Below are 20,134 nucleotides of genomic sequence, written 5' to 3'. Positions count from 1 at the left end.
TGGTTCGATTGATTTAGTATTGACTCTCGACTCCCAACCGTAGCTATAACGATTAATAAAAGAAATTTATATATCTTTTCCTTATAAAAAATCGAGTTAAAAATTTAAGGAGACTAACTCAGATGAGAATGTTTAAAGTAACGGCTTGTGTCCCAAGTCAAAGCAGAATTAGAACTCAAAGAGAATTACAAAATACTTATTTTACTAAGTTAGTTCCCTATGATAACTGGTTCAAAGAACAACAAAGAATCCAAAAAATGGGCGGCTCTATTGTCAAAGTACAATTAGTTACTGGGAAGCCGGGTGCTAATACAGGTTTACTATAAAAGTATTATTAAATATATTCAATGAGAGAGGAGATGATAATTTAATCTCCTTTTTTTGTGCTAATTTTCCTGCAGTTCCATGCAACGTGTTTACATTGTAATCATTTGCTAGAATAACGAGTATTAGCTTTTATTAAGGAATTTTTGCAACAACAAGGCATAGACATTCCGAAAATTGATCAGTAATTAGAAAATTAAAAATTTATTCACTGAATAATTATTTAAGGAGAATTAAATACCATGACAACCTTATTAGAAATTCCTCAAACTCAAAGTAATAAATTAGTTTTAGATGGGATTAGTTGGGAAAAATTTGAGCAAATCGAAGCAAGTTTCCAAGATATTGAAGGAGTTAAATTTATTTATTTAGATGGAGAGTTAGAAATTGTTATGAGTCCGAGTCAAGCCCATGAATCGATCAAAAGTCTTATTGGTAATTTATTAGAAAACTATATGAGACACAATGGAATTAGATTTTATATGTGGGGAAGTACAACTTTAGGCAAGAAAGAAATCACAGGGAGAAAAGAGCCTGATGAGTCTTATAATTTTTATAGTAAAAAAGAGATTCCTGATCTAGTTATTGAGGTAATTATTACCAGTGAAAATATTAATATTTTAGAAATTTATCGTCGTCTTGGTATTCCTGAAGTATGGTTTTATAAAAATAGTATTTTGACAATATATAGTCTTCAAAATGATCAGTATTTAAAAGTTGATCATAGTGTATTGTTACCAGAATTAAATTTAGAAAATTTTACAAAATATGTTAATTATTCTGATCAATATGATGCTTTAACTGAGTTTGTCGATAATTTAAAGTAGCCTTGATCTTAGCACTTCAAGAATGAAATCATTTTATCTTCATTGATTTGAGTGAGTACGAAAGAAAATAGCCTAATCTCCCAGTGAGGTGAGTTACACTAGGAATGATGGTTTTTGGTGGAGAAATTCTTGATATTATGAATAAAGTTGTAATTTTAGGTGGTGGTTTTGGTGGATTATATACAGCTTTGCGGTTACAAGAGTTAGATTGGCAAGGCAATCCTCCGGAAATAACTCTAATTGATAAAAATGATCGTTTTTTATTTTCTCCTCTTCTTTACGAATTAATCACAGGAGAAATGCAGTCATGGGAAGTTGCGCCTTACTATCGAGATTTATTAGCTAATACTGAAATTAATTTTATTCAAGATACAGCAACGGCGGTTAATTTACCTCAAAATACGGTGGCTTTTCAAAATCATCCTACTATATTTTATGATCGTTTAGTGGTGGCTTTGGGTGGCACTACTCCCATTGATTTTGTCAAAGGTGCAAAAGAGTTTGCTATTCCTTTTCGTCGTCTTGATGATGCTTCTACTCTGAAGCAAAAATTGCAACGGTTGGAAGATTCCACTCAAGATTATATTAGAATTGCGGTGGTGGGCGCTGGTTACAGTGGCATCGAATTAGCTGTTAAATTGGCGGATAGACTCGGAAAACGTGGTAAAATTAGGATAATTGATCGTGGTAGTCATATTTTGAAAAATTCCCCCGAATTTAATCGTAAATCGGCGGGGAGGGCGCTGAAATCTCGTAATATTTGGCTTAATTTAGAAACAACTGTAACGGAAGTAAAAGAAAAAGAAATTGCTTTAGAATATCGAGGCACTATCGATAATTTGCCTGTGGATATAGTTTTATGGACTGTTGGCACAAAAGCAATTAATCTTTTAGAGGGTTTAGACTTACCGCAAAATGAACAAGGAAAAATTATTATTGATGATAAGCTACAAGTGCAAGATTATCCTCATATTTTTGCTTTGGGTGATTTAGTTAGAAGTATTGATAGTAAGGGAAATGTTTTGGCTAATACGGCGCAAGTCGCCTTTCAGCAGTCGGATTATTGTGCCTTAAATATCAAAGCCTCTTTAACTCATCAACCTCTTTCACCGTTTCGCTATCAACCGTTAGGGGAAATGTTGGCGCTGGGGGTAGATAATGCTACTTTAAGTGGTTTAGGTGTATCTCTTGATGGTAATTTGGCTTATATCGCGCGCCGTTTAGTTTATTTGTATCGTTTACCTACTTTACAGCATCAGTTAAAAGTTAGTCTGAATTTGCTTCTTTCTCCTCTTACTAATCTATTCGGATAAGTTGTCGTTGGGGTTAAGAAAATGAAAAATATATCTTCGTCATTTACCCACCGTGTAATTCATTACACGGCTAATAATATTTCGTTCAATAAATTGAACTAAGATGTTGATATTACTAATGTATAAGTGAGCAAATGGAGTTGATATAGTATCTCTAAATTACTTTCAAAAATTGACACTTTTGAGAAAAGGAAACTTTACTTTCTTCATTAATCATTGAGAAAACACTGTTGCATCCCATAAAAAATTAAATTAGCATCTACTTTGATTTTATCCGCTAAAAACTGATCAACATGGCGTAAATATTGATGTAATAATAGTGTATCACCCCCCGTTAAAACAACTGAACTTTGGGGATATTGATACAACCAATCATTAACAAAATCTCGAATACCACCAATAAGAGTGTAAAGAATACCGCTATTAATGGCGCTTGGGGTATCCAGCGCCCACCGTGGTGTAATATGATCTAAGACTTCGATTTCAGGTAATGCAGCAGTATTAAAAAAAAGACTTTCCATCTGTAATTTAACACCCGGCAAAATTGCCCCGCCAATTAATTTATACTGAGAATCAGCGCCCGTCACCGTTAAAGCAGTGCCACTATCAATAACTAAAATAGGAAAACCATAATGACAACCGCCTCCCCAAAGGGCTAAAATACGATCAATTCCCATGGTAGAATAAACTCCCATGAGAGGAAGAATACGAGGGTTAATAATTTCTGTTTGCGGTAACTGTAGATAAAAACGGGTAGCGGAAGGCACAACGGAAGCCACCACCAACGGAATTTGAGCGTTAAAATAATCTAGCAAAGGGGATGGTAAAATTTCCACTAATTCCCGTAAAGACTCACCCTTGAAAGTATTCCAAGTTTGTTGTAAATCATTCCCCACAAAATAAGCCCAATGTAGCCGAGAATTGCCAATCATTAAAGCTAACCATTCTCTCTGTGTCAATTTTTCTCCTCCCTTGAGGGTTTTATCAATTATGAATTATCAAGTTTTAATGCTTAATTATTTTCTAAATTCTAAATTCTAAATTATCCATTATTATCTAGCGCCCTCCACCGATAATCCCTAACAGTAAAATAAAACCAATCAGTACATTTTGCCCAAAAATACCATTATAGTTAATTGATTCTCGACTATTAAATCTTAATCTTACATACTGTCCAACCCAAAGGATAACCGACAAGAACCATGTTACTCCAAAAACAAAGGAAAATCCGTTTATCACACCTAAATAAGCAAATAAACCAGCAGTAAGAGCATAAAATAAGCCTATGGCATCAGCAACAAAATCACCAAAAAAAATAGCGCTGGAATTAATGCCGATTTTGAGGTCATCTTCTTGATCTGACATGGCATAAACCGTATCAAATCCCATAGTCCATAATACCGTAGCGCCCCACAAAATCCAAGTATTATTACTCAAATCCCCCGTCACCGCACTCCAACTAATTAACACCGCAAACCCCCAAGCGATGGATAAAACAAGCTGAGGTATCGGAAAAACTCTTTTAGCGAGGGGATAGCAAATAATTACCGGCACAGCGGCCACACACAACCAAAAACTAAGGGGATTAAGAAAAAACGCTAAACCTCCAGCACAGGCTAAAGAGATCAGGAATACTACTATGCCTACTTGTGTAGATAAGGCTTTGGAAGCGAGGGGGCGCGTTTTTGTTCTTTCCACCTTATCATCAAGATTGCGATCCCACAAGTCATTGATGACACAACCACAGGCACTGGTAGCGATACTGCCTAAGATGATAATACCCACTAAAATCCATGAGGGTTTACCATGCGAAGCGAGAAATACTGCCCATAAAGCTGGAATCATCAGGATTAGTCTTCCTGACGGTTTATCCCATCGTAATAGTTTGATGATACTGCGGAGGGCGCTGGTTTGGGTAACTTCTGGGCTGACAGTCATAATTTATCAATGTTATGGTTAAACAATTTATATTTTAGCCAACCTACCTAAATCCTAGGTAAAATTTTCGGTGCTGTAAAAGTGTTAGGTATTAGGTGAAATAAGTGTAAAAAATAGCCTTTTTTCTCTAAAAATACTGTGTTTTTTCTATCCCCATCAAAAATTATTGCGACAAATGAGCAATTTATGAAAAATAACTATTTGGGGCTTAATTCTTTAATTTATAAGCATTACACCTGACACCTGATACCCGAAACCTGACACCTACCCTTATCAGGCATTCTTGCATCGAACTGAGGTAGCCTAGAAATTATTAGTAGGAAGATTAAGGGGATTACCTCGAATATCAGTCACCACTATATCCCATTGTCCATTATTAGCCGTTTCAAAAGTGATAACTTCACCATTACCACTAATCACGGGGTTTCTAATTTCCTTTCTAGTTTGAGGAATAATCCCTCTTTTTTGTTGGGTAGTGCGATCATATAAATATAACCCCGATTCTCCCTGTTTGATGACCATAAATACCAAATAGCGCCCGTCTTCGGAAATAGAAGGGTGAATTGCCACCTCATCAAAAGCATTTAAATTCGGCAAATTGATAAGGCGACGAGTTTGGGCATCAAATAAATAAATATCTTGAGAGCCATTCCGATCGGACGAAAAAGTGATGTATCGTCCAGCAATAAAAGGATATAATTCGGAACTACGACTATTTAAACCTCTACCATTATTGTCAAAAGGGAAACTGAGCAAACGGGGATAACCAGTACAACCACTTAGAGTTATTAATAATGATAGAGAAATTAAAGATATGATGGGTTTCATAAAAATATGAAGCAATGGACAATTGATAATGGACAATTGAAGGAATGAAGAATGTAGAAGTAATTGTTTTCTAAATTCTAAATTTTCTTGCCCTTTGCCCTTTTAACTAATTTTCCAGTTTTGATTTGCCATTAAAAGAAAGAGATTGAGTAGTAGAAACCAGCGCCCCTACCAAGGCTTCAGGCGTTACGGTGAAGGGCAAACGATGAATGTCTGATTTAGCCTCACAAGCAAGATTAGCACAATGGCGCAATTCTTTGAGGGTAATTTCTCCTAAACCTAAATCCTCAAGGGTGGCAGGTAAACCAATGGTGCGGTAAAACTTAATGAGTTGTTGACGAGAAGCAAAAGCCAACTGATTATTTTGCAATATTTCTTCTAATCTCAACTGCACCAAGATGCCATAAGCCACCTTGGCGCCGTGTAACTGATGATGAGTAGCCGGTAAATGGGTTAAAGCATTATGCACCGCATGGGCAGCCACCGTGCGACAATTAGCGCCCCCCAAACCACCACTAACCCCTGCAAGTAAAACCGTAGCATCTACCACCTCGCGCCAATCATCGCTGAGGGGATTAGATAGCGCCCGTTCTGCTTTTTGTAATAAAATATCTCTTAATACCCTTGCCTGTTGCACCGCCGCCACCGTGAGAGTAGCGGTAGAATTGCCACTGCTGACGGAGGCTTCATACCATTTAGCTATGGCATCTCCAATCCCAGCAATTAACGTATGGCGAGGGGCGCTGGCAATGAGATTGTAGTCTAAAATTAATAAATCTGGACAACGGGCTAAACTAACATCATACAAAAAAGCGCCCTCCGCCGAGTAAATATTACTTAAAGCTGTCCAACCGGCACAGGTTGCGCCAGAAGTAGGAATAGTTACGACAGGTAAATGATGCTTAAAAGCTAATAATTTTGCGGTGTCTAATGCCTTGCCACCACCCACACCGATAATGACATCAGCTTGATGACATTTGACTTCTTTGCCTAAAGCCTTGAGAGTTTCTTCGCAACAATCGGGATGGTAGCTATGGCTGACGGTATGCAAACTAAATTCTTTGCTTATTACCTTGAAATACTCGTCAGTTAGTTTTAAAGATTTTTTACCCCCTACTACCAAAGGGCGTTTTCCTAGTAAAGCGATTTCCTGCCCACATTTACTTAAACAATTTTCTCCTTTGATAATCTTGGCGGGCGCTATTTGTAAACTAAAAATATCTGTTTTTACTTCTTGAGATAATACCGTTTTAGACATGAATAATAATTAGGGTAGGCTAAAAAAGTGGATTCGTGAAGGGGAATTGACAATTGATAATTGACAATTATTAAGTTTTACTATCCCCTACAGTATATGTAACCTTGTATTTCAATTGCATTTTTATCAAAAAAAGCGTGATTTTGCCTATTTTTTGACAGTTACAATACTAACAATTATAAGCGATCCTTCTCTTTTTTCGCCCCATATTAAGCCATCATTTAAGCTAAGACGCATTTAACTTGCATTTTGTTTTATATCAAGTCCCTTTGATCACTTATAAACCAATTCAAAATAATCTTAGTTCAATTTATTGAACGTAAATCTATTAGCCGTGTAATTCATTACACGGTGGGTAAATTGCGAAGCTAGAATCTCTTTATAACTAATTATCTGAACTTAATATAGTCTTGTATTTCAATTGCATTTTTATCAAAAAAAGCGTGATTTTGCCTATTTTTTGACAGTTACAATACTAACAATTATAAGCGATCCTTCTCTTTTTTCGCCCCATATTAAGCCATCATTTAAGCTAAGACGCATTTAACTTGCATTTTGTTTTATATCAAGTCCCTTTGATCACTTATAAACCAATTCAAAATAATCTTAGTTCAATTTATTGAACGTAAATCTATTAGCCGTGTAATTCATTACACGGTGGGTAAATTGCGAAGCTAGAATCTCTTTATAACTAATTATCTGAACTTAATATAGTCTTGTATTTCAATTGCATTTTTATCAAAAAAAGCGTGATTTTGCCTATTTTTTGACAGTTACAATACTAACAATTATAAGCGATCCTTCTCTTTTTTTCGTTCTATACTAAGCCATCGTTCACTAAATAATCTAATTCTTGATAATCAGGCAATGTTGCTTCTACCATCTTACCATCACCCATGAGGCGGCGCGCGCCCGTCACCCTCGACAACAATTCACTAAAATAGCGCCCTTCAAATATAATTAAATCTGCGGGGCTTCCTGCACCCATAGAGCCAAGATGTGGTAATTTCATCAAATTTGCTGGAATTTTGGTAACAGAGGCTATCCAGTCGCTGTAAGGGGTATCTAAGTGAGCAATTCGCACCGATTCCCTAAATACTTCTAACATATCATGATCGCCAAAGCCATAAAAAGGGTCACGACAATTATCACTGGCAAAGGCAACCTTAACCCCCGCTTGATGCAATTCCTTTACCCTCGTGATGCCACGCCAAAGGGGGGTTTTATTTTCCTTTCTATCTTGCAAATAGAGGTTACACATGGGCAGACTAACAATATCAATATTTGCCTGTTTAACTAAATCAATAGTTTTTTTAACCTGTTTTTCTTCCTGCACTGCTAAACTACAACAATGACCGCATAAAATACGATTAGGAAAGTTTAATTTGATAGCATTTTCTGCAATTTTTTGTAAACAAATAGAATCAGCATCGCCATTTTCATCACAATGAAAATCTAAATCTAAATCACGCTCTTTTGCCATTTCAAATACTTTAATTAATTGCTGGTCAAGATCAGGATTCATATAACAAACACCTCCTAATAATCCTCCTATTTCAGCAATTTTATCCGCTAATTTTTCTCCTTCAGAAGTCAAAAAGTAATCTAAACTAACTAAAGAAACTGCTTGTAAAATAATTTTATCTTGCCATTCTTGTTGTAACTTTTGCCATACTTTAATAGTAATATAAGCCTGTTCTCCAAAACAATCTAAATGAGTTCTGATGGCTTTTGTGCCATGAGCGTAACTACATTTCAAACCAAAATTCATCCTTTTATATAAGTCTTCTTCCTGCCAATTAAGGGCATCTTTTTTAACCATTTCTAAAGCAGTATCAAAGTCTCCAGCTAAGTTCGGAGTGCGCTGGTAAATATGACCTTTATCAAGGTGAGTATGAACATCAATAAAACATGGTAAAACTATTTTTTTCTGTAAATCTTCACCATTAGTAGTTTCTGAAGCTGGAATAACTTGTTTTATTTTATCTCCTTCTATTTCTATATCACAAAGGGTTAATCCTTCTCTAGTTTGATAAGTGAAGTTATATTGATTATCTTCAATCAAACAAATGGGAATATGAGCATTTTTAAGCCAAAAAGACTTTTGATTAATCATAAAATTATTAAGAAAAAATTATCATACAACGATCTTAAATGATTTATCGTAAAATCAGTATGGCAAAATTCAAAAAGCTGCCAAAAAAAAGCGCACATCACCCTATTAAAGAATAGCTGAAACGTAATTCTTTATTGGTTCGTAAGGGTTGAATAACATTCAAACCAACAAGGCTTTAGGGCTTCAAAATCGGGCTATAAACTCAATATATCGTAGAAAATATTATTTTGTGGAGAAGTTTAATAAAACAAGGAGATAATTTAAGTTAAAATGATTTAGTAACCCTTTAAAAGCGTTGAATTATGAGTCAAACTATTGAAGTAAATTTAGTCGATGTTTTAGCGCGCTTAGAGGCAAAAATTGATCGACTACAATCAGATGTAACGGAAATTAAAATCGATGTGGAAAAATTAAAAGCTCAAAATGAGCAAATGAATAAAAGAATGGATTCCTTTGAAAAGCGCATCGATGGAGTGGATAAGCGCATCGAAGGGTTAGATAATCGTCTCAATACGTTAACCATCGGATTTCTTAGTATTGTTGGTATTTTAGTGACAGGTTTACTGACTGCAGTTGCTAAATTAATTTCTCTACCGGCTATTTAAAGTTTTGATCACCTCAGTTCGATGCAAGAATGCCTGATAAGGGCTGGTTTCAGGTGTAATTTTCAGACGATGATATAATTCGAGCAAAAAATTGAACCGAAAAAATCAATTAACATATATTTTTGTCAATTCTTTCACCTAATACCTAACACCTGATACCTGACACCTTTACAGCACCGAAAATCTTATCTCGAACTCAGGTTTGTTCGGGAAAAGTGATAACAATTCGTTATGATCTAAAGTGTATCAAATTAGTAAATATAAATGTTTGCTTATGTCTTTAGCATTAACTAATGAAAATGTCGAGCAAGTCTTAGACGAATTACGTCCTTATCTAATGGCTGATGGTGGTAATGTGGAGCTAGTGGAGATTGATGGACCTACTGTTAAATTAAGATTACAAGGTGCTTGTGGTTCTTGTCCTAGTTCTGCTATGACTTTACGCATGGGAATTGAGCGCCGTTTAAGAGAATATATCCCCGAAATTGCTGAAGTAGAACAGGTTATGTAATTAATTGTTAGTTCCAACGCCACTAACAACTATTATCGGTGGGCCATGCCCACCCTAGTAAAGTGTTTAGGGTATTTCTAACAAACACACAAGACCTTTAATTGTGGAGGCTGGGGATTTCCCATTTTTAACGCTGTAAATTTGCTCGAAAAGATTTAATCGGTGTGGCTGTATCCTGATTATATTTGACTATCATTAATACTCCAGCGTCTCGTAATTTTGTTTTATTGGCATAAGAACAATCAGCCCTTCTTCCGTCTATAATGCCATAGAGGGAGGAATTAACTAATTCTGGCACAACAACCACATCGAGATTTTCTGAATTGCTTTGCCTTCTGATGTTCTACTTTGTAGTTGTAGCAAAATTAAATATACTTTTTCATTATCTTGACTTAATTGATACCATTGACATCCTCCCGTAATTGAAGGCGATGGGATTCCTACTAAAATAAAGGGCGTTGCTGACTTAAGCTATGAACGGTATGGTAAAGGTGCATCTTTCCAACGCAAATAATGTATTAAAAGGCGAATAGAATAGTCCAACATTTTTGCGTATATGTTCTGATTGACAGTCTGGACACTTGCTCATTTCCTATCCGTCTCAAAAATTAAATTATTGCCAAGGCTATTTTGATTGATATTTCAAATCAGCAACACCGTTAAAAAAAAGTTCTACTATTCTTTTTTTAATGATAATATGTAAGCATCATGTCTAACAATAAATTAACTATGAATATCAAAACAATAACTCTTCCTGCGGTAGTGCTGTCAGGGTCTTTTGTATTATTGGGCTTGACAACACAGTCTGCTCAGGCTTTTACTTTTGGTAACATTGACTTTAATACTAGTGGTTCTCTCAGTGGGGATAGCGTCAAAAATAGCATTCAACGAGCTTATCAGTTTACATTCACTGGTGACCCTAACTATAAATTAGAAAACGTCCAGTTAAGGTTAAATCGCTTTACTCAAACTGAAGCAAATGTATTGCTAATCAAGGGAACTGCAGATAGTTCAACCCCCTTGAAACCCCCTACAGTCAATTCTTCTAACTCTGTATCTTTTTCTACTACACAGGAAGCCACTGGCACTGGTGCCAGTGGTTATCAGAATATCACATTTAACCCCAGTGCTGAGTTCTTTTTTGAACCGGGAGAAACTTATTGGTTATCGGTTGCTGCTAATAGTGGTGGTGATTTCGGTTGGCGTATGGGAACTGAACCGGGGGCTAATCCTGAATCCGATCCCACTGGAGTCGCTGCCTTCAATAGTTTCTCAAGTAACCTTGATAATAGCAACTGGAGTACTACGGTGACTGGCATGGACGCTGTTTTAAATGGTACTAATGGTCGTGGTTTATTTGCCATCAACGCTGTAAAAGTACCAGAACCAAGTAATTTAATTGGTCTTTTTACTGTGGTCGTTCTTGGGATGATGTCTTTCAAGCGTCAAAAGTAATTAGTTTTTTTAGAGCAATTTTCTTCCCTCTGGATCAAATTCCAATATCTGGAGGGTTTTATTTGCTATAATTAATTATTAAATAGCAATAAAGTGATGAAAATAGATATAAATATAGCTAAATGTTTTTCTTTGTTACTGTCTGTAGTGTAAGTGAAAAATCTTTGATTTTAGAAATTCCTGTGAAGGGAGAAAATCTATTTATTCGAGTACCTTTTCCTATTTTGTTGGAGTGGCAGGAAGTAGTTAATTCATGATTAAAAAAGTCTGGTCGAGATGGATAAGGGGTGGGGGTTCTTCTTTTTTGAACACAATGAGAGAATATAGAGATCTGGGTAAAAAGAAGACGAAAAAACTGCTGTCAAGAAATGACAACAGCTTAAACTTAATGATGGTATTAGTTAATAGGCTAGACCCATACTGCGAGTTGTTTCCGCACCTAAATAAACACGAATGCTTAAAAAGTCGGTAGGACAAGCGGTTTCACAACGTTTACAACCAACGCAATCCTCGGTACGAGGAGAAGATGCGATTTGTCCTGCTTTACAACCATCCCAAGGTACCATTTCTAATACATCGAGGGGACAAGCACGAACACACTGAGTACAGCCAATACAGGTATCATAAATTTTTACACTATGAGACATAAAAAAGAATCTCCTTACCGAGTTTTGTTTTTATTAATGATTTCTCAATTTTCAGCTTTACTTTATCGCAGTATAGGCTCTCTGTTACCTTTTCTGATATATAACTTCAAATTCTGTAACAATTTTTATTAAAAAACACTGGCTCTAAAACCTTGTGAAGTTCAACATTTTAATATTTTACTAGACTGATGACGGGCGCTGAGGGTAGTTGTTTTGTACCTTCTAATCCCATTAACTCCACAACAAAAGTAAAAGCGACAATTTTTGCCCCAATTTTTTCCACTAACTCCGCCGTAGCTTTGGCAGTGCCTCCTGTGGCAATAACGTCATCAACAATCATCACCAAGGCGCCCTCCGGCAAAGCATCTTGATGAATTTCGAGGGTATCTGTGCCATATTCTAGGGCGTATTCGATGGAATAGACGGGCGCTGGCAATTTGCCTTTTTTCCTCACTGGGATAAAACCAGCGCCCATCTCGTAAGCTAAAACGGGGGCAAAAATAAAACCCCTTGATTCGATACCAATAATATATTCTGGCTTAATGTCAAGTTCTTGACATTTTGTTACTAATTGTTGCATAACATTTTGTAAACCTTCGGCATCTTTGAGTAACGTAGTAATATCTCGAAAAATGATACCGGGTTGAGGAAAATCAGGAATATCTCTGATCAGGGTTTTTAAATCCATGATAATAATTAGGGGTTGCTGAAAAAATATTTTGGTGAGGGGAGGTGTCAGGCTTCGGGTGTCAGGTTTCAGGTGAAATGCTTATAAATTAAAGACTTTAGCTAAATATTTGTTTTTCATCAATGGCTCATTTGTATCAATGACTTTTGATTGGGATGGAAAAAATAAAGCATTTTTAGAGACAAAAGTCAATTTATAACACTTTTTGTTATGTAGAATAGACTTTAAACCTTTATTTGACAAGGGTTTCGATGTATTCAGCAGACCCTAATTAGGTGGTGCTGAAAAAGTATTTTAGTGAGGGGAGGTGTCAGGTTTCGGGTGTCAGGTATCAGGTGAAATGTTTAATAAATTAATTAAAAAAATCTCCCCTTTCTCCCTTGCTTCCTCTGCTTCCCTTTCCAAAATTTAAATATTTGGTTGGACTTTGCAAAACCTTAAAGCGCCCTTCCCCCCTCACCTGATGATTAGGTGGAATAAATTATACTCGATCTTCAATCACCTTATCGATGAGTCCATAATTTTTTGCCTCCTCAGCAGACATAAAAAAGTCTCTGTCGGTATCCTTGGCAATTTTAGCCACATCTTGACCAGTATGGAAAGCCATAATCCGATTAAGATCATCTTTAATGCGCAAAATTTCCTTAGCCTCAATCTCAATATCCGTAGCCTGACGGCGTCCTTGAATTCCCCCTAAAGGTTGGTGAATCATAATCCGAGAATGAGGCAACGCCAAGCGCTTACCCTTCGCCCCAGCCGTCAGTAAAAAAGCACCCATGGAGGCTGCCAAACCGACACAGATAGTAACTACTTCTGACTTAATATGTTGCATGGTGTCATAAATAGCCATCCCAGCCGTCACAGAACCGCCCGGAGAGTTGATATAGAGATAAATAGGTTTATTATTATCTTCCGAATCAAGATAAAGCATCACCGCAATAATTTGGTTCGCCAGACTATCATTAACTCCTCTACCCAAAAAGATAATACGCTCACGATAAAGACGATCATAAATATTCACCCAGTCGCTGTAAGGTTGACCGGGCATCTGATACGGAACTCTAGGTACTCCAATAGGCATGATTTTTCCTCTTGATTTAATACTGTACTACTCAATTGCACTTACTTTTTAGTAAGTAGATTTATTACCAAGAACTTTTAAGAAATCCCTGCCAAAACAGGAGCTGGTAAATCCTTACTACTTTCTAACACTCGATCAATCAGACCATATTCTTTAGCCTGATAAGGATTCATATAAAACATACGATCCGTATCTTTTTCAATTTTTTCCAGAGGTTGCCCAGTTTTGTCAGCCAACATATTTAACATCACTCTTTTATTGACGATAACTTCTCTAGCACGAATTTGAATATCCGTAGCTTGTCCTTGCGCCCCTTGCCGTGACTGATGTAGGATAATGGTAGCATTGGGTAAACTAGACCGACAACCCTTAGTACCAGAAGCCAAAATCATAGCAGCCGTCCCCATAGCTTGACCTAAACAGATAGTATGAACAGGAGGTTTGATATAACTCATGGTGTCACAAATGGCAAAAGCCTCTGTTTCAAAACCAATAGAATCTCCACCATACCAAGAGGTGCCAGTAGAATTAATATACATATAAATGGGTTTATCCGGATCGTCAAATTGTAAAAACAATAATTGAGCGATAATTAATTCTGTCACATCTATACCCAACTGATCCTTATATTCATCAGGAGATACCAAAGGTAAACCTAAATAAACAATTCTCTCTTTGAGTAATAGAGAGGGCAAATCTGGGGGAGGAGTACGAGAATAAGCATCTCCTCTATAGGGTGCTTGTACTGCTTGAATTGGTGAGTTCATTTTTATTCTGATGAATCTTAAACAATCTTTTCTTGATTGTGACACAATCTCGTTACTCTGTGCATCATGGTTATGATTACGGCATTTACTACCTCTAAATGTTATGTTAATTTATATTAAGTTTTAGTTTGGCATTTATTGAGGAAATAATTATGGATTTGACACTTCCAGAATCAGTTAAGGTTTGGTCACAGTTTGGACATCCTATTCTCATGTGGGTATTATTGGGTATGGCAGTATATGCTCTCTATTTGGGAGTAAAAGTTAAAAAACTTCGTCAAGCCGATAAGGAAACACGAAAAGAATTAATTAAGGGTAATTTCATCAATCGTCATCATCAAGTGGGTTCACTTTTTATGGCGTTAATTGTTTTAGGGACTCTCGGCGGTATGGCAGTAACTTACATTAACAATGGTAAGTTATTTGTTGGTCCTCATTTATTGGGCGGTTTAGGTATGATGGCGATGGTAATTATTTCCGCTTCTCTTGTGCCTTATATGCAGAAGGGTAACGGTGTTGCTCGTTTTAGTCATGTTGGTTTAAATATGACCATGTTGCTTATTTTTGGGTGGCAGGCGCTGACAGGTGTAGAAATAGTCCAAAAAATTCTTAGTCGAATGTAATTTATAGAGGGGGAATAATCCCCCTTATTGTTGCTTATGAATTAAAAATATTGTTTTAAATTATTTTTATCTTCAATGAGGTGTTGCTGATTTTGAGTATGATTCATCTTTATGGAATATCGTTAAATGATTAAATAGTAAGTATTCCAGATTATTGAGTTTTTACTTTCATACCTTGATTCAGCAATGTTAATATTTTATACCTAGAATTAATTAATGGCTAATATTTTAATGATTTCTAATACTTTTCCTTATCCACCTACAAGGGGAGGTACTCAAGTAAGAACTTTTAATTTGTTAAAGTATTTACATCAATATCACAATGTTACTTTAGTTACTCAGATTGATGAGAGTATCATTAATGAAGAAATTGAAGAATTAAAGTATTATGTCAAAGATTTATTTATTTTTTCTCAACTTGAAGAAGTAGATAAAAAAGGATTACTAGGAAAATTTGCTCGTTTTGCTAAGTTCATTATTTCTGCTACTCCCCCCAATGTAAAATCTAGTTATCATCCCCATATTCAATTATGGATTAATCAGGCTTTGAGTGAAGGGCGCTTTGATGTGATAACTTGCGAACACATCGTTAATGAAATTTACATAAAAAGTCATTGGCAAAATAAAGTGAAAACCATAGTTAACATTCACAGTTCAGTATATCGCACTTGTGAAAGTCAGCTATTAACAGGAACGGCTGAAAATGGTTGGCGAGACCTTCTATACTTACCTTTACTATACCGTTATGAGAAAAGATATTGCCAAAAGTTTAGTCAATTAGTGGTAACAACTGATGAAGATAAAGAATCTATTGCCAAAATTTCTGGTAAATCTGAGATTTCAGTGATACCCAATGGGGTTGATTTAGAGTTGTTTCCTTTTCGTGATTTTATTATCTCTAACCATCAATTAATTATCGCTGGGGGGATGGATTATTCTGTTAATATTGACAGCGCCCTCCACTTTAGCTTAGAAGTGTTACCGTTGATTCAAGACATATATGATGATACACAATTACTAATTGTGGGAGCAAATCCAGCGCCCTCCATCCTCGCTTTAGGAGAGAAAAAAGGGATAACAGTAACAGGAAAAGTACCAAAAATGGTGGATTATTTACATCAAGCATCTGTGGCAGTTATTCCCATGCGTAGCGGTTTTGGCATCAAAAATAAAACGCTGGAAGCCATGGCGGCGGGGATTCCTGTGGTGGGTAGCGACAGAGGATTAGAAGGATTGCAAGTGGATAAACCTTTATCGGCTTTAAGGGCGAATAAAATCGAAGAATATATCGAAAAAATCAGTTTATTATTTGAAAACCCTGATTTATGTCAAGAAATGGCTCAAAATGCCCGTCTAATGATAGAACAAAATTTCACTTGGCAACAAGCCGGAAAAAAATACGAAGAGTTAATGAATTAATAATGAAGGGTTGCACTCATTAGTAGTGTCGTTGAGATAGAGAAAAGGAAAGAGGGAATGGTTTAAAGCCTTATCAGTCACTTAAAAATAATCTTAGTTCAATTTATTGAACGTAAATCTATTAGCCGTGTAATTCATTACACGGTGGGTAAATTCCTTGATCTTAATTGTCTTTTTTGAAAATATCTTTAATATTAACAGCAAAACTAATTATATCTTGATAGGAAACTTTTAAAAGTGATAAAATACCTACCACAATTAAAATAAAACCAATAATAAAACTATCATCAGATAAATATAAACCAACAATTACAATAAAATAAGGTGATAAAATACTACTAATTTTTTCCACTAATTTGACTGTTTTAATTTGCTCTAAATCTATATTTTCTGAGGTTTCAGAGATGTTTAATTTATTTTCTGTAGTCTCCACTGTGGAGACTTCTGGATTATTTTTACTGAACATTATAACTCTTCTAACGTTTGGTATAACGGTTACTATTGCAAATTTATTAAAATAATTGTTAAGCAAAAATATAACTCTTGGTTGGGCTTTATGTTATCAACCCAACCGAAAAATTAATTATTGATTTAGTTGACGGCGCAACTCCTCCAACTCAGAATCTAATTCTGGAGCATTAGCGCCCCCCGCCACATGACTATCGGAAGGAGGTAAAGAAGCAGTAGGCTGAGGAGTGCCAGAAATACTCATTTTGAGAGCGTTTAACTCATCATCAATATCAGCTCCTCCCTCCAAGGCTGCCCACCGTGAATCTTCTCCCATACCAGCTAACTCTCCAGCCGATTGAGATACCGCTTCCATTTGTAAAACCTTATCTTCCATGCGCTCAAAAGCCGCCGAAGCCGAGCTAGTATTGAGGTTACTGATGGTACTTTGTAGCTGTTGATTAGCTTTAGCGGCACTATAACGAGCCTTGAGCATATCTTTTTTAGTTTTAGCTTCAGAAATTTTACTTTCTAAAGCAATGAGATTACGGCGTAAACCATCTACTTGCGAACTATGGGAATCTAATTGTGTCTTAAGGCTGGTAGCCACATCCGCAAAAGTTTTTTTCCTTACCAGCGCCTCGCGCGCTAATGCTTCATCTCCTTTACTGAGTGCCAATTGTGCCCTTTGTTGCCACTTATTAGCTTCGATATTATTTTTTTGGTACTGTTGTTCGGTGCGCTTCTGAGAGGCGATGGCTTGGGCGACTGCCTGACGCATTTTGATTAAATCATCGCTCATTTCCCGAATACTTTGTTCTAGCACTTTTTCCGGGTCTTCTGCTTTATCAATTAAGTCATTAACGTTGGCTTTTACTACTCTACCAAGGCGCTCAAATATTCCCATAATCTTTTTCCTTTTGCTCTAAGTTAAATTTTTTGATAACTATACTTTCATCTTATTTTAATCATACATTATTCAACTGGTTAGGGTTTAATCAAAACTTAGTGTTAAGTTAAGGGAGGTGTCAGGTAGCAGGTAGCAGGTTTCAGGTTTAAAACTCTTCTCTCAATAGACTTTTGTACAAGAAAAAGATCAATAAACATAAATTTCTTGTCAATTCTTTAACCTAACACCGCGACACCAACAATTAATTCTATTTTTAACATCAGTTAAGTTAAAGTTGAACAATTAGCCAATTATTCTAAATCAACAAGCAAATGTCCATATCTTTGTTCTATTTCTTGGGGAGATAAAATCACGATTTGACCATTTTCTGAGATAACGATGGATTGTCCTAATTTACGGTGTCTATCCACTGCTTTCAATACGGCTTTTTGCACTCCGTCATTGATAATTTCTGATAATTTTTTATTTTCTTCGTTACTCATACATCAACCTCAATGATTTGCTTATATACTTTTTTTTACTCTTTGAATTACTATTTGTGGGCTTTCTAGCCAAAAATAAATTAGATGTATCTGGTAATTATTAAGACGACATTTCTTGATAAACTTAACATAATTTGAGCCTGATAAAGTCGATTCCAACGCAAAACCAATATTATGTTCACATAGATAATGAAGTCTTTTAATCATTAATTTACCTGCTTGAACAGAAACATTTTCTGGACAAAATGGAGATAATCCCCTCGCTATTTCATCGGCATTAACATATTCATAAACATTGAGAAAACTTGTCAATATTTCCTTTGCTACCGTGGTTTTTCCTGAACCATTAGCGCCCCCCACCATATACAATTTATTCATATTTATGATTTGATGGTGAAAATTTTCTCGATAACCTCTTCTACTACTTTATCAGGGGTAGAAGCGCCCGAAGTCACACCAATAATTAATTTTCCTTGCCCTAACCAATTTTCTTTAATTTCCAATGGTTTTAACAGTGGTTTATGATCAATTTGATTGTTTTCCGTATCAATGCGGAGGGCGCTGTCAATATGGTAAGAAGGGATATGATACTCCGTGGCAATTTCTTGTAAGTGAGTAGTATTGGAAGAATTAAAACCACCGATGACTACCATTAAGTCTAGTTTTTCTTTGACTAAATCAAGCATGGCATCCTGCCTTTCTTGGGTAGCATCGCAAATGGTATTAAAACTCATAAAATGATCATTTAATGCTGTAGGTCCATATTTTTTTAACATGGTTTGTTGAAATAGGCGCCCGATGTCTTCCGTTTCACTTTTTAACATGGTGGTTTGATTGGCAATTCCCACTCTTTCCAAGTCAGTGTCAGGATTGAATCCTTCTGAGTAAGCATTTTTGAATTTAGCTAAAAATTCTTCTTTATTACCACCATGAAGAATATAGTTAGCAACATAGTTCGCCTGTTCTAAATTTAACACCACTAAATAAGTATCCGCAAAAGAACTGGTAGCAATGGTTTCCTCATGGTTATATTTACCGTGAATAATGGAAGTATAACTGCGTTTTTTATGTTTTTCTACGGAATTCCAGACTTTTGACACCCAAGGGCAGGTAGTATCAACAATAGTACAACCTTTCTCATTGAGTAACTGCATTTCTCCCACACTAGCACCGAAAGCGGGTAAAATTACTACTTCTCCGCCGTTAACCACCGAAAAATCTTTATCACCGTCATTAACAGGGATAAAACCCACATTCATTTCTTTTAAACGCTCATTTACCGAGGGATTATGGATGATTTCATTAGTAATCCAAATTTTTTCGGTGGGGAAGTGAGTGCGAGTTTCATAAGCCATAGCCACTGCCCTTTCTACGCCCCAACAAAATCCGAAGGCTTCCGCCAAACGAATGGTAACATTTCCTCTAGTGATTTGATAGTTATTAGCTCGGATAGTTTTGATAAGATTACTTTCATATTCACTGTTTAAAACTGCGGTGACTTCTTCTTGATGTCCAAATCCTTTACGATGATAGTTTTCTGATTGTTGCAGATTGCGTTTAAAAGTTTTTGTATCCATGAATATTTTGGGGTTTAATCTTTTTTCTTACTTATTCTATTTTAATGGTGAGGGGCGCTGTTGATTACCTTATTCCTAAGTTTTAGTTTTTAGGGGTCTTCACTAGATAGTATGCTACCGAGACTGTAAGCCTTACTCTCTCGTTCTCAAAATGCAATTTGCATACCAAGTAATGAAGAGCCGTTTTTAGTTATGAGTTTTGCTAGTAATAACATGATAAAACTAACGCAAATACTCTTAATGATGTCATAATATATTCAGACGTGCGATTCGTTCAGTCCAAAAGTTAAGGTTGAAATACCTGAAACGTGGGATTGG

The 20,134-nt window shown here is 36.0% G+C and carries 23 protein-coding genes; 8 read left to right on the top strand and 15 right to left on the bottom strand.

Annotation, left to right across the window (positions count from 1 at the left end):
* Positions 1-122 precede the first annotated feature (122 nt).
* From IGQ45_00510 to IGQ45_00500, 3 genes are all read left to right on the top strand, one after another.
* Positions 123-326, top strand: coding sequence for a phycobilisome linker polypeptide (locus tag IGQ45_00510; protein ID MBF2055709.1), 204 nt, complete (start codon positions 123-125; stop codon positions 324-326).
* Between the two features lie 240 nt (positions 327-566).
* Complete coding sequence (locus tag IGQ45_00505; protein MBF2055708.1) at positions 567-1,151, top strand: Uma2 family endonuclease; 585 nt, start codon at positions 567-569, stop codon at positions 1,149-1,151.
* Positions 1,152-1,288: 137 nt separating this feature from the next.
* On the top strand, positions 1,289-2,464 hold the full coding sequence (locus tag IGQ45_00500; GenBank protein ID MBF2055707.1) for an NAD(P)/FAD-dependent oxidoreductase: 1,176 nt from the start codon (positions 1,289-1,291) through the stop codon (positions 2,462-2,464).
* A gap of 209 nt (positions 2,465-2,673) precedes the next feature.
* Here IGQ45_00500 and IGQ45_00495 read toward each other — a convergent pair whose 3' ends face one another.
* From IGQ45_00495 to IGQ45_00475, 5 genes are all read right to left on the bottom strand, one after another.
* Positions 2,674-3,423 carry a pantothenate kinase gene (locus tag IGQ45_00495; protein ID MBF2055706.1) on the bottom strand — a complete coding sequence of 250 codons (750 nt, stop codon included), beginning with the start codon at positions 3,421-3,423 and terminating at the stop codon, positions 2,674-2,676.
* 97 nt (positions 3,424-3,520) lie between these two features.
* Positions 3,521-4,402, bottom strand: coding sequence for a 4-hydroxybenzoate solanesyltransferase (locus IGQ45_00490; protein MBF2055705.1), 882 nt, complete (start codon positions 4,400-4,402; stop codon positions 3,521-3,523).
* A 303-nt stretch (positions 4,403-4,705) separates the two neighbouring features.
* Positions 4,706-5,230: a PD40 domain-containing protein gene (locus IGQ45_00485; protein ID MBF2055704.1), complete on the bottom strand. Its 525-nt coding sequence runs from the start codon at positions 5,228-5,230 to the stop codon at positions 4,706-4,708.
* A 106-nt stretch (positions 5,231-5,336) separates the two neighbouring features.
* Positions 5,337-6,488 carry an iron-containing alcohol dehydrogenase family protein gene (locus IGQ45_00480; protein MBF2055703.1) on the bottom strand — a complete coding sequence of 384 codons (1,152 nt, stop codon included), beginning with the start codon at positions 6,486-6,488 and terminating at the stop codon, positions 5,337-5,339.
* Between the two features lie 817 nt (positions 6,489-7,305).
* Positions 7,306-8,604 (bottom strand): cytosine deaminase, encoded by a 1,299-nt coding sequence (locus tag IGQ45_00475; protein MBF2055702.1) that lies wholly within the window; start codon positions 8,602-8,604, stop codon positions 7,306-7,308.
* Positions 8,605-8,906: 302 nt separating this feature from the next.
* On the opposite strand from IGQ45_00475, the gene IGQ45_00470 reads away from it, so the two are divergent.
* Complete coding sequence (locus tag IGQ45_00470; GenBank protein MBF2055701.1) at positions 8,907-9,209, top strand: hypothetical protein; 303 nt, start codon at positions 8,907-8,909, stop codon at positions 9,207-9,209.
* Between the two features lie 274 nt (positions 9,210-9,483).
* A complete protein-coding gene (locus IGQ45_00465; GenBank protein ID MBF2055700.1) occupies positions 9,484-9,720 on the top strand; it encodes a NifU family protein in 237 nt (78 codons plus the stop codon).
* 127 nt (positions 9,721-9,847) lie between these two features.
* Here the strand turns inward: IGQ45_00465 and IGQ45_00460 are convergent, their stop codons facing one another.
* On the bottom strand, positions 9,848-10,027 hold the full coding sequence (locus tag IGQ45_00460; protein MBF2055699.1) for a hypothetical protein: 180 nt from the start codon (positions 10,025-10,027) through the stop codon (positions 9,848-9,850).
* 485 nt (positions 10,028-10,512) lie between these two features.
* Here IGQ45_00460 and IGQ45_00455 point away from each other — a divergent pair, with 485 nt between their 5' ends.
* Positions 10,513-11,175 carry a PEP-CTERM sorting domain-containing protein gene (locus IGQ45_00455; GenBank protein MBF2055698.1) on the top strand — a complete coding sequence of 221 codons (663 nt, stop codon included), beginning with the start codon at positions 10,513-10,515 and terminating at the stop codon, positions 11,173-11,175.
* 401 nt (positions 11,176-11,576) lie between these two features.
* Here the strand turns inward: IGQ45_00455 and psaC are convergent, their stop codons facing one another.
* The 4 genes from psaC to IGQ45_00435 all read right to left on the bottom strand — a co-directional run bounded on the left by psaC (position 11,577) and on the right by IGQ45_00435 (position 14,358).
* Positions 11,577-11,822: a photosystem I iron-sulfur center protein PsaC gene (gene psaC / locus IGQ45_00450; GenBank protein MBF2055697.1), complete on the bottom strand. Its 246-nt coding sequence runs from the start codon at positions 11,820-11,822 to the stop codon at positions 11,577-11,579.
* A 169-nt stretch (positions 11,823-11,991) separates the two neighbouring features.
* The gene (locus IGQ45_00445) at positions 11,992-12,510 is read right to left on the bottom strand and encodes an adenine phosphoribosyltransferase (GenBank protein MBF2055696.1); all 519 of its coding nucleotides are present in this window, start codon (positions 12,508-12,510) and stop codon (positions 11,992-11,994) included.
* Between the two features lie 481 nt (positions 12,511-12,991).
* On the bottom strand, positions 12,992-13,558 hold the full coding sequence (locus IGQ45_00440) for an ATP-dependent Clp protease proteolytic subunit (GenBank protein ID MBF2055695.1): 567 nt from the start codon (positions 13,556-13,558) through the stop codon (positions 12,992-12,994).
* 110 nt (positions 13,559-13,668) lie between these two features.
* Positions 13,669-14,358: an ATP-dependent Clp protease proteolytic subunit gene (locus IGQ45_00435; GenBank protein MBF2055694.1), complete on the bottom strand. Its 690-nt coding sequence runs from the start codon at positions 14,356-14,358 to the stop codon at positions 13,669-13,671.
* Positions 14,359-14,510: 152 nt separating this feature from the next.
* Between IGQ45_00435 and IGQ45_00430 the strand changes: the two genes are divergently transcribed.
* Positions 14,511-14,981 (top strand): DUF4079 domain-containing protein, encoded by a 471-nt coding sequence (locus IGQ45_00430; GenBank protein ID MBF2055693.1) that lies wholly within the window; start codon positions 14,511-14,513, stop codon positions 14,979-14,981.
* Between the two features lie 231 nt (positions 14,982-15,212).
* A complete protein-coding gene (locus IGQ45_00425; protein ID MBF2055692.1) occupies positions 15,213-16,400 on the top strand; it encodes a glycosyltransferase in 1,188 nt (395 codons plus the stop codon).
* Positions 16,401-16,563: 163 nt separating this feature from the next.
* Here the strand turns inward: IGQ45_00425 and IGQ45_00420 are convergent, their stop codons facing one another.
* From IGQ45_00420 to IGQ45_00400, 5 genes are all read right to left on the bottom strand, one after another.
* Positions 16,564-16,785: a hypothetical protein gene (locus tag IGQ45_00420; protein ID MBF2055691.1), complete on the bottom strand. Its 222-nt coding sequence runs from the start codon at positions 16,783-16,785 to the stop codon at positions 16,564-16,566.
* A gap of 198 nt (positions 16,786-16,983) precedes the next feature.
* Positions 16,984-17,754 (bottom strand): PspA/IM30 family protein, encoded by a 771-nt coding sequence (locus tag IGQ45_00415; protein ID MBF2055690.1) that lies wholly within the window; start codon positions 17,752-17,754, stop codon positions 16,984-16,986.
* Between the two features lie 293 nt (positions 17,755-18,047).
* Positions 18,048-18,239, bottom strand: coding sequence for a hypothetical protein (locus IGQ45_00410; GenBank protein MBF2055689.1), 192 nt, complete (start codon positions 18,237-18,239; stop codon positions 18,048-18,050).
* 21 nt (positions 18,240-18,260) lie between these two features.
* Positions 18,261-18,617, bottom strand: coding sequence for a zeta toxin family protein (locus IGQ45_00405; protein ID MBF2055688.1), 357 nt, complete (start codon positions 18,615-18,617; stop codon positions 18,261-18,263).
* Between the two features lie 2 nt (positions 18,618-18,619).
* The gene (locus IGQ45_00400) at positions 18,620-19,816 is read right to left on the bottom strand and encodes a 4-hydroxy-3-methylbut-2-enyl diphosphate reductase (protein MBF2055687.1); all 1,197 of its coding nucleotides are present in this window, start codon (positions 19,814-19,816) and stop codon (positions 18,620-18,622) included.
* Positions 19,817-20,134 lie beyond the last annotated feature (318 nt).

Source organism: Cyanobacterium sp. T60_A2020_053, assembly GCA_015272165.1.
GTDB lineage: Bacteria > Cyanobacteriota > Cyanobacteriia > Cyanobacteriales > Cyanobacteriaceae > Cyanobacterium.
Note: the sequence above shows the minus strand (reverse complement) of the source record. Positions and strands in the feature narration are given on the sequence as shown.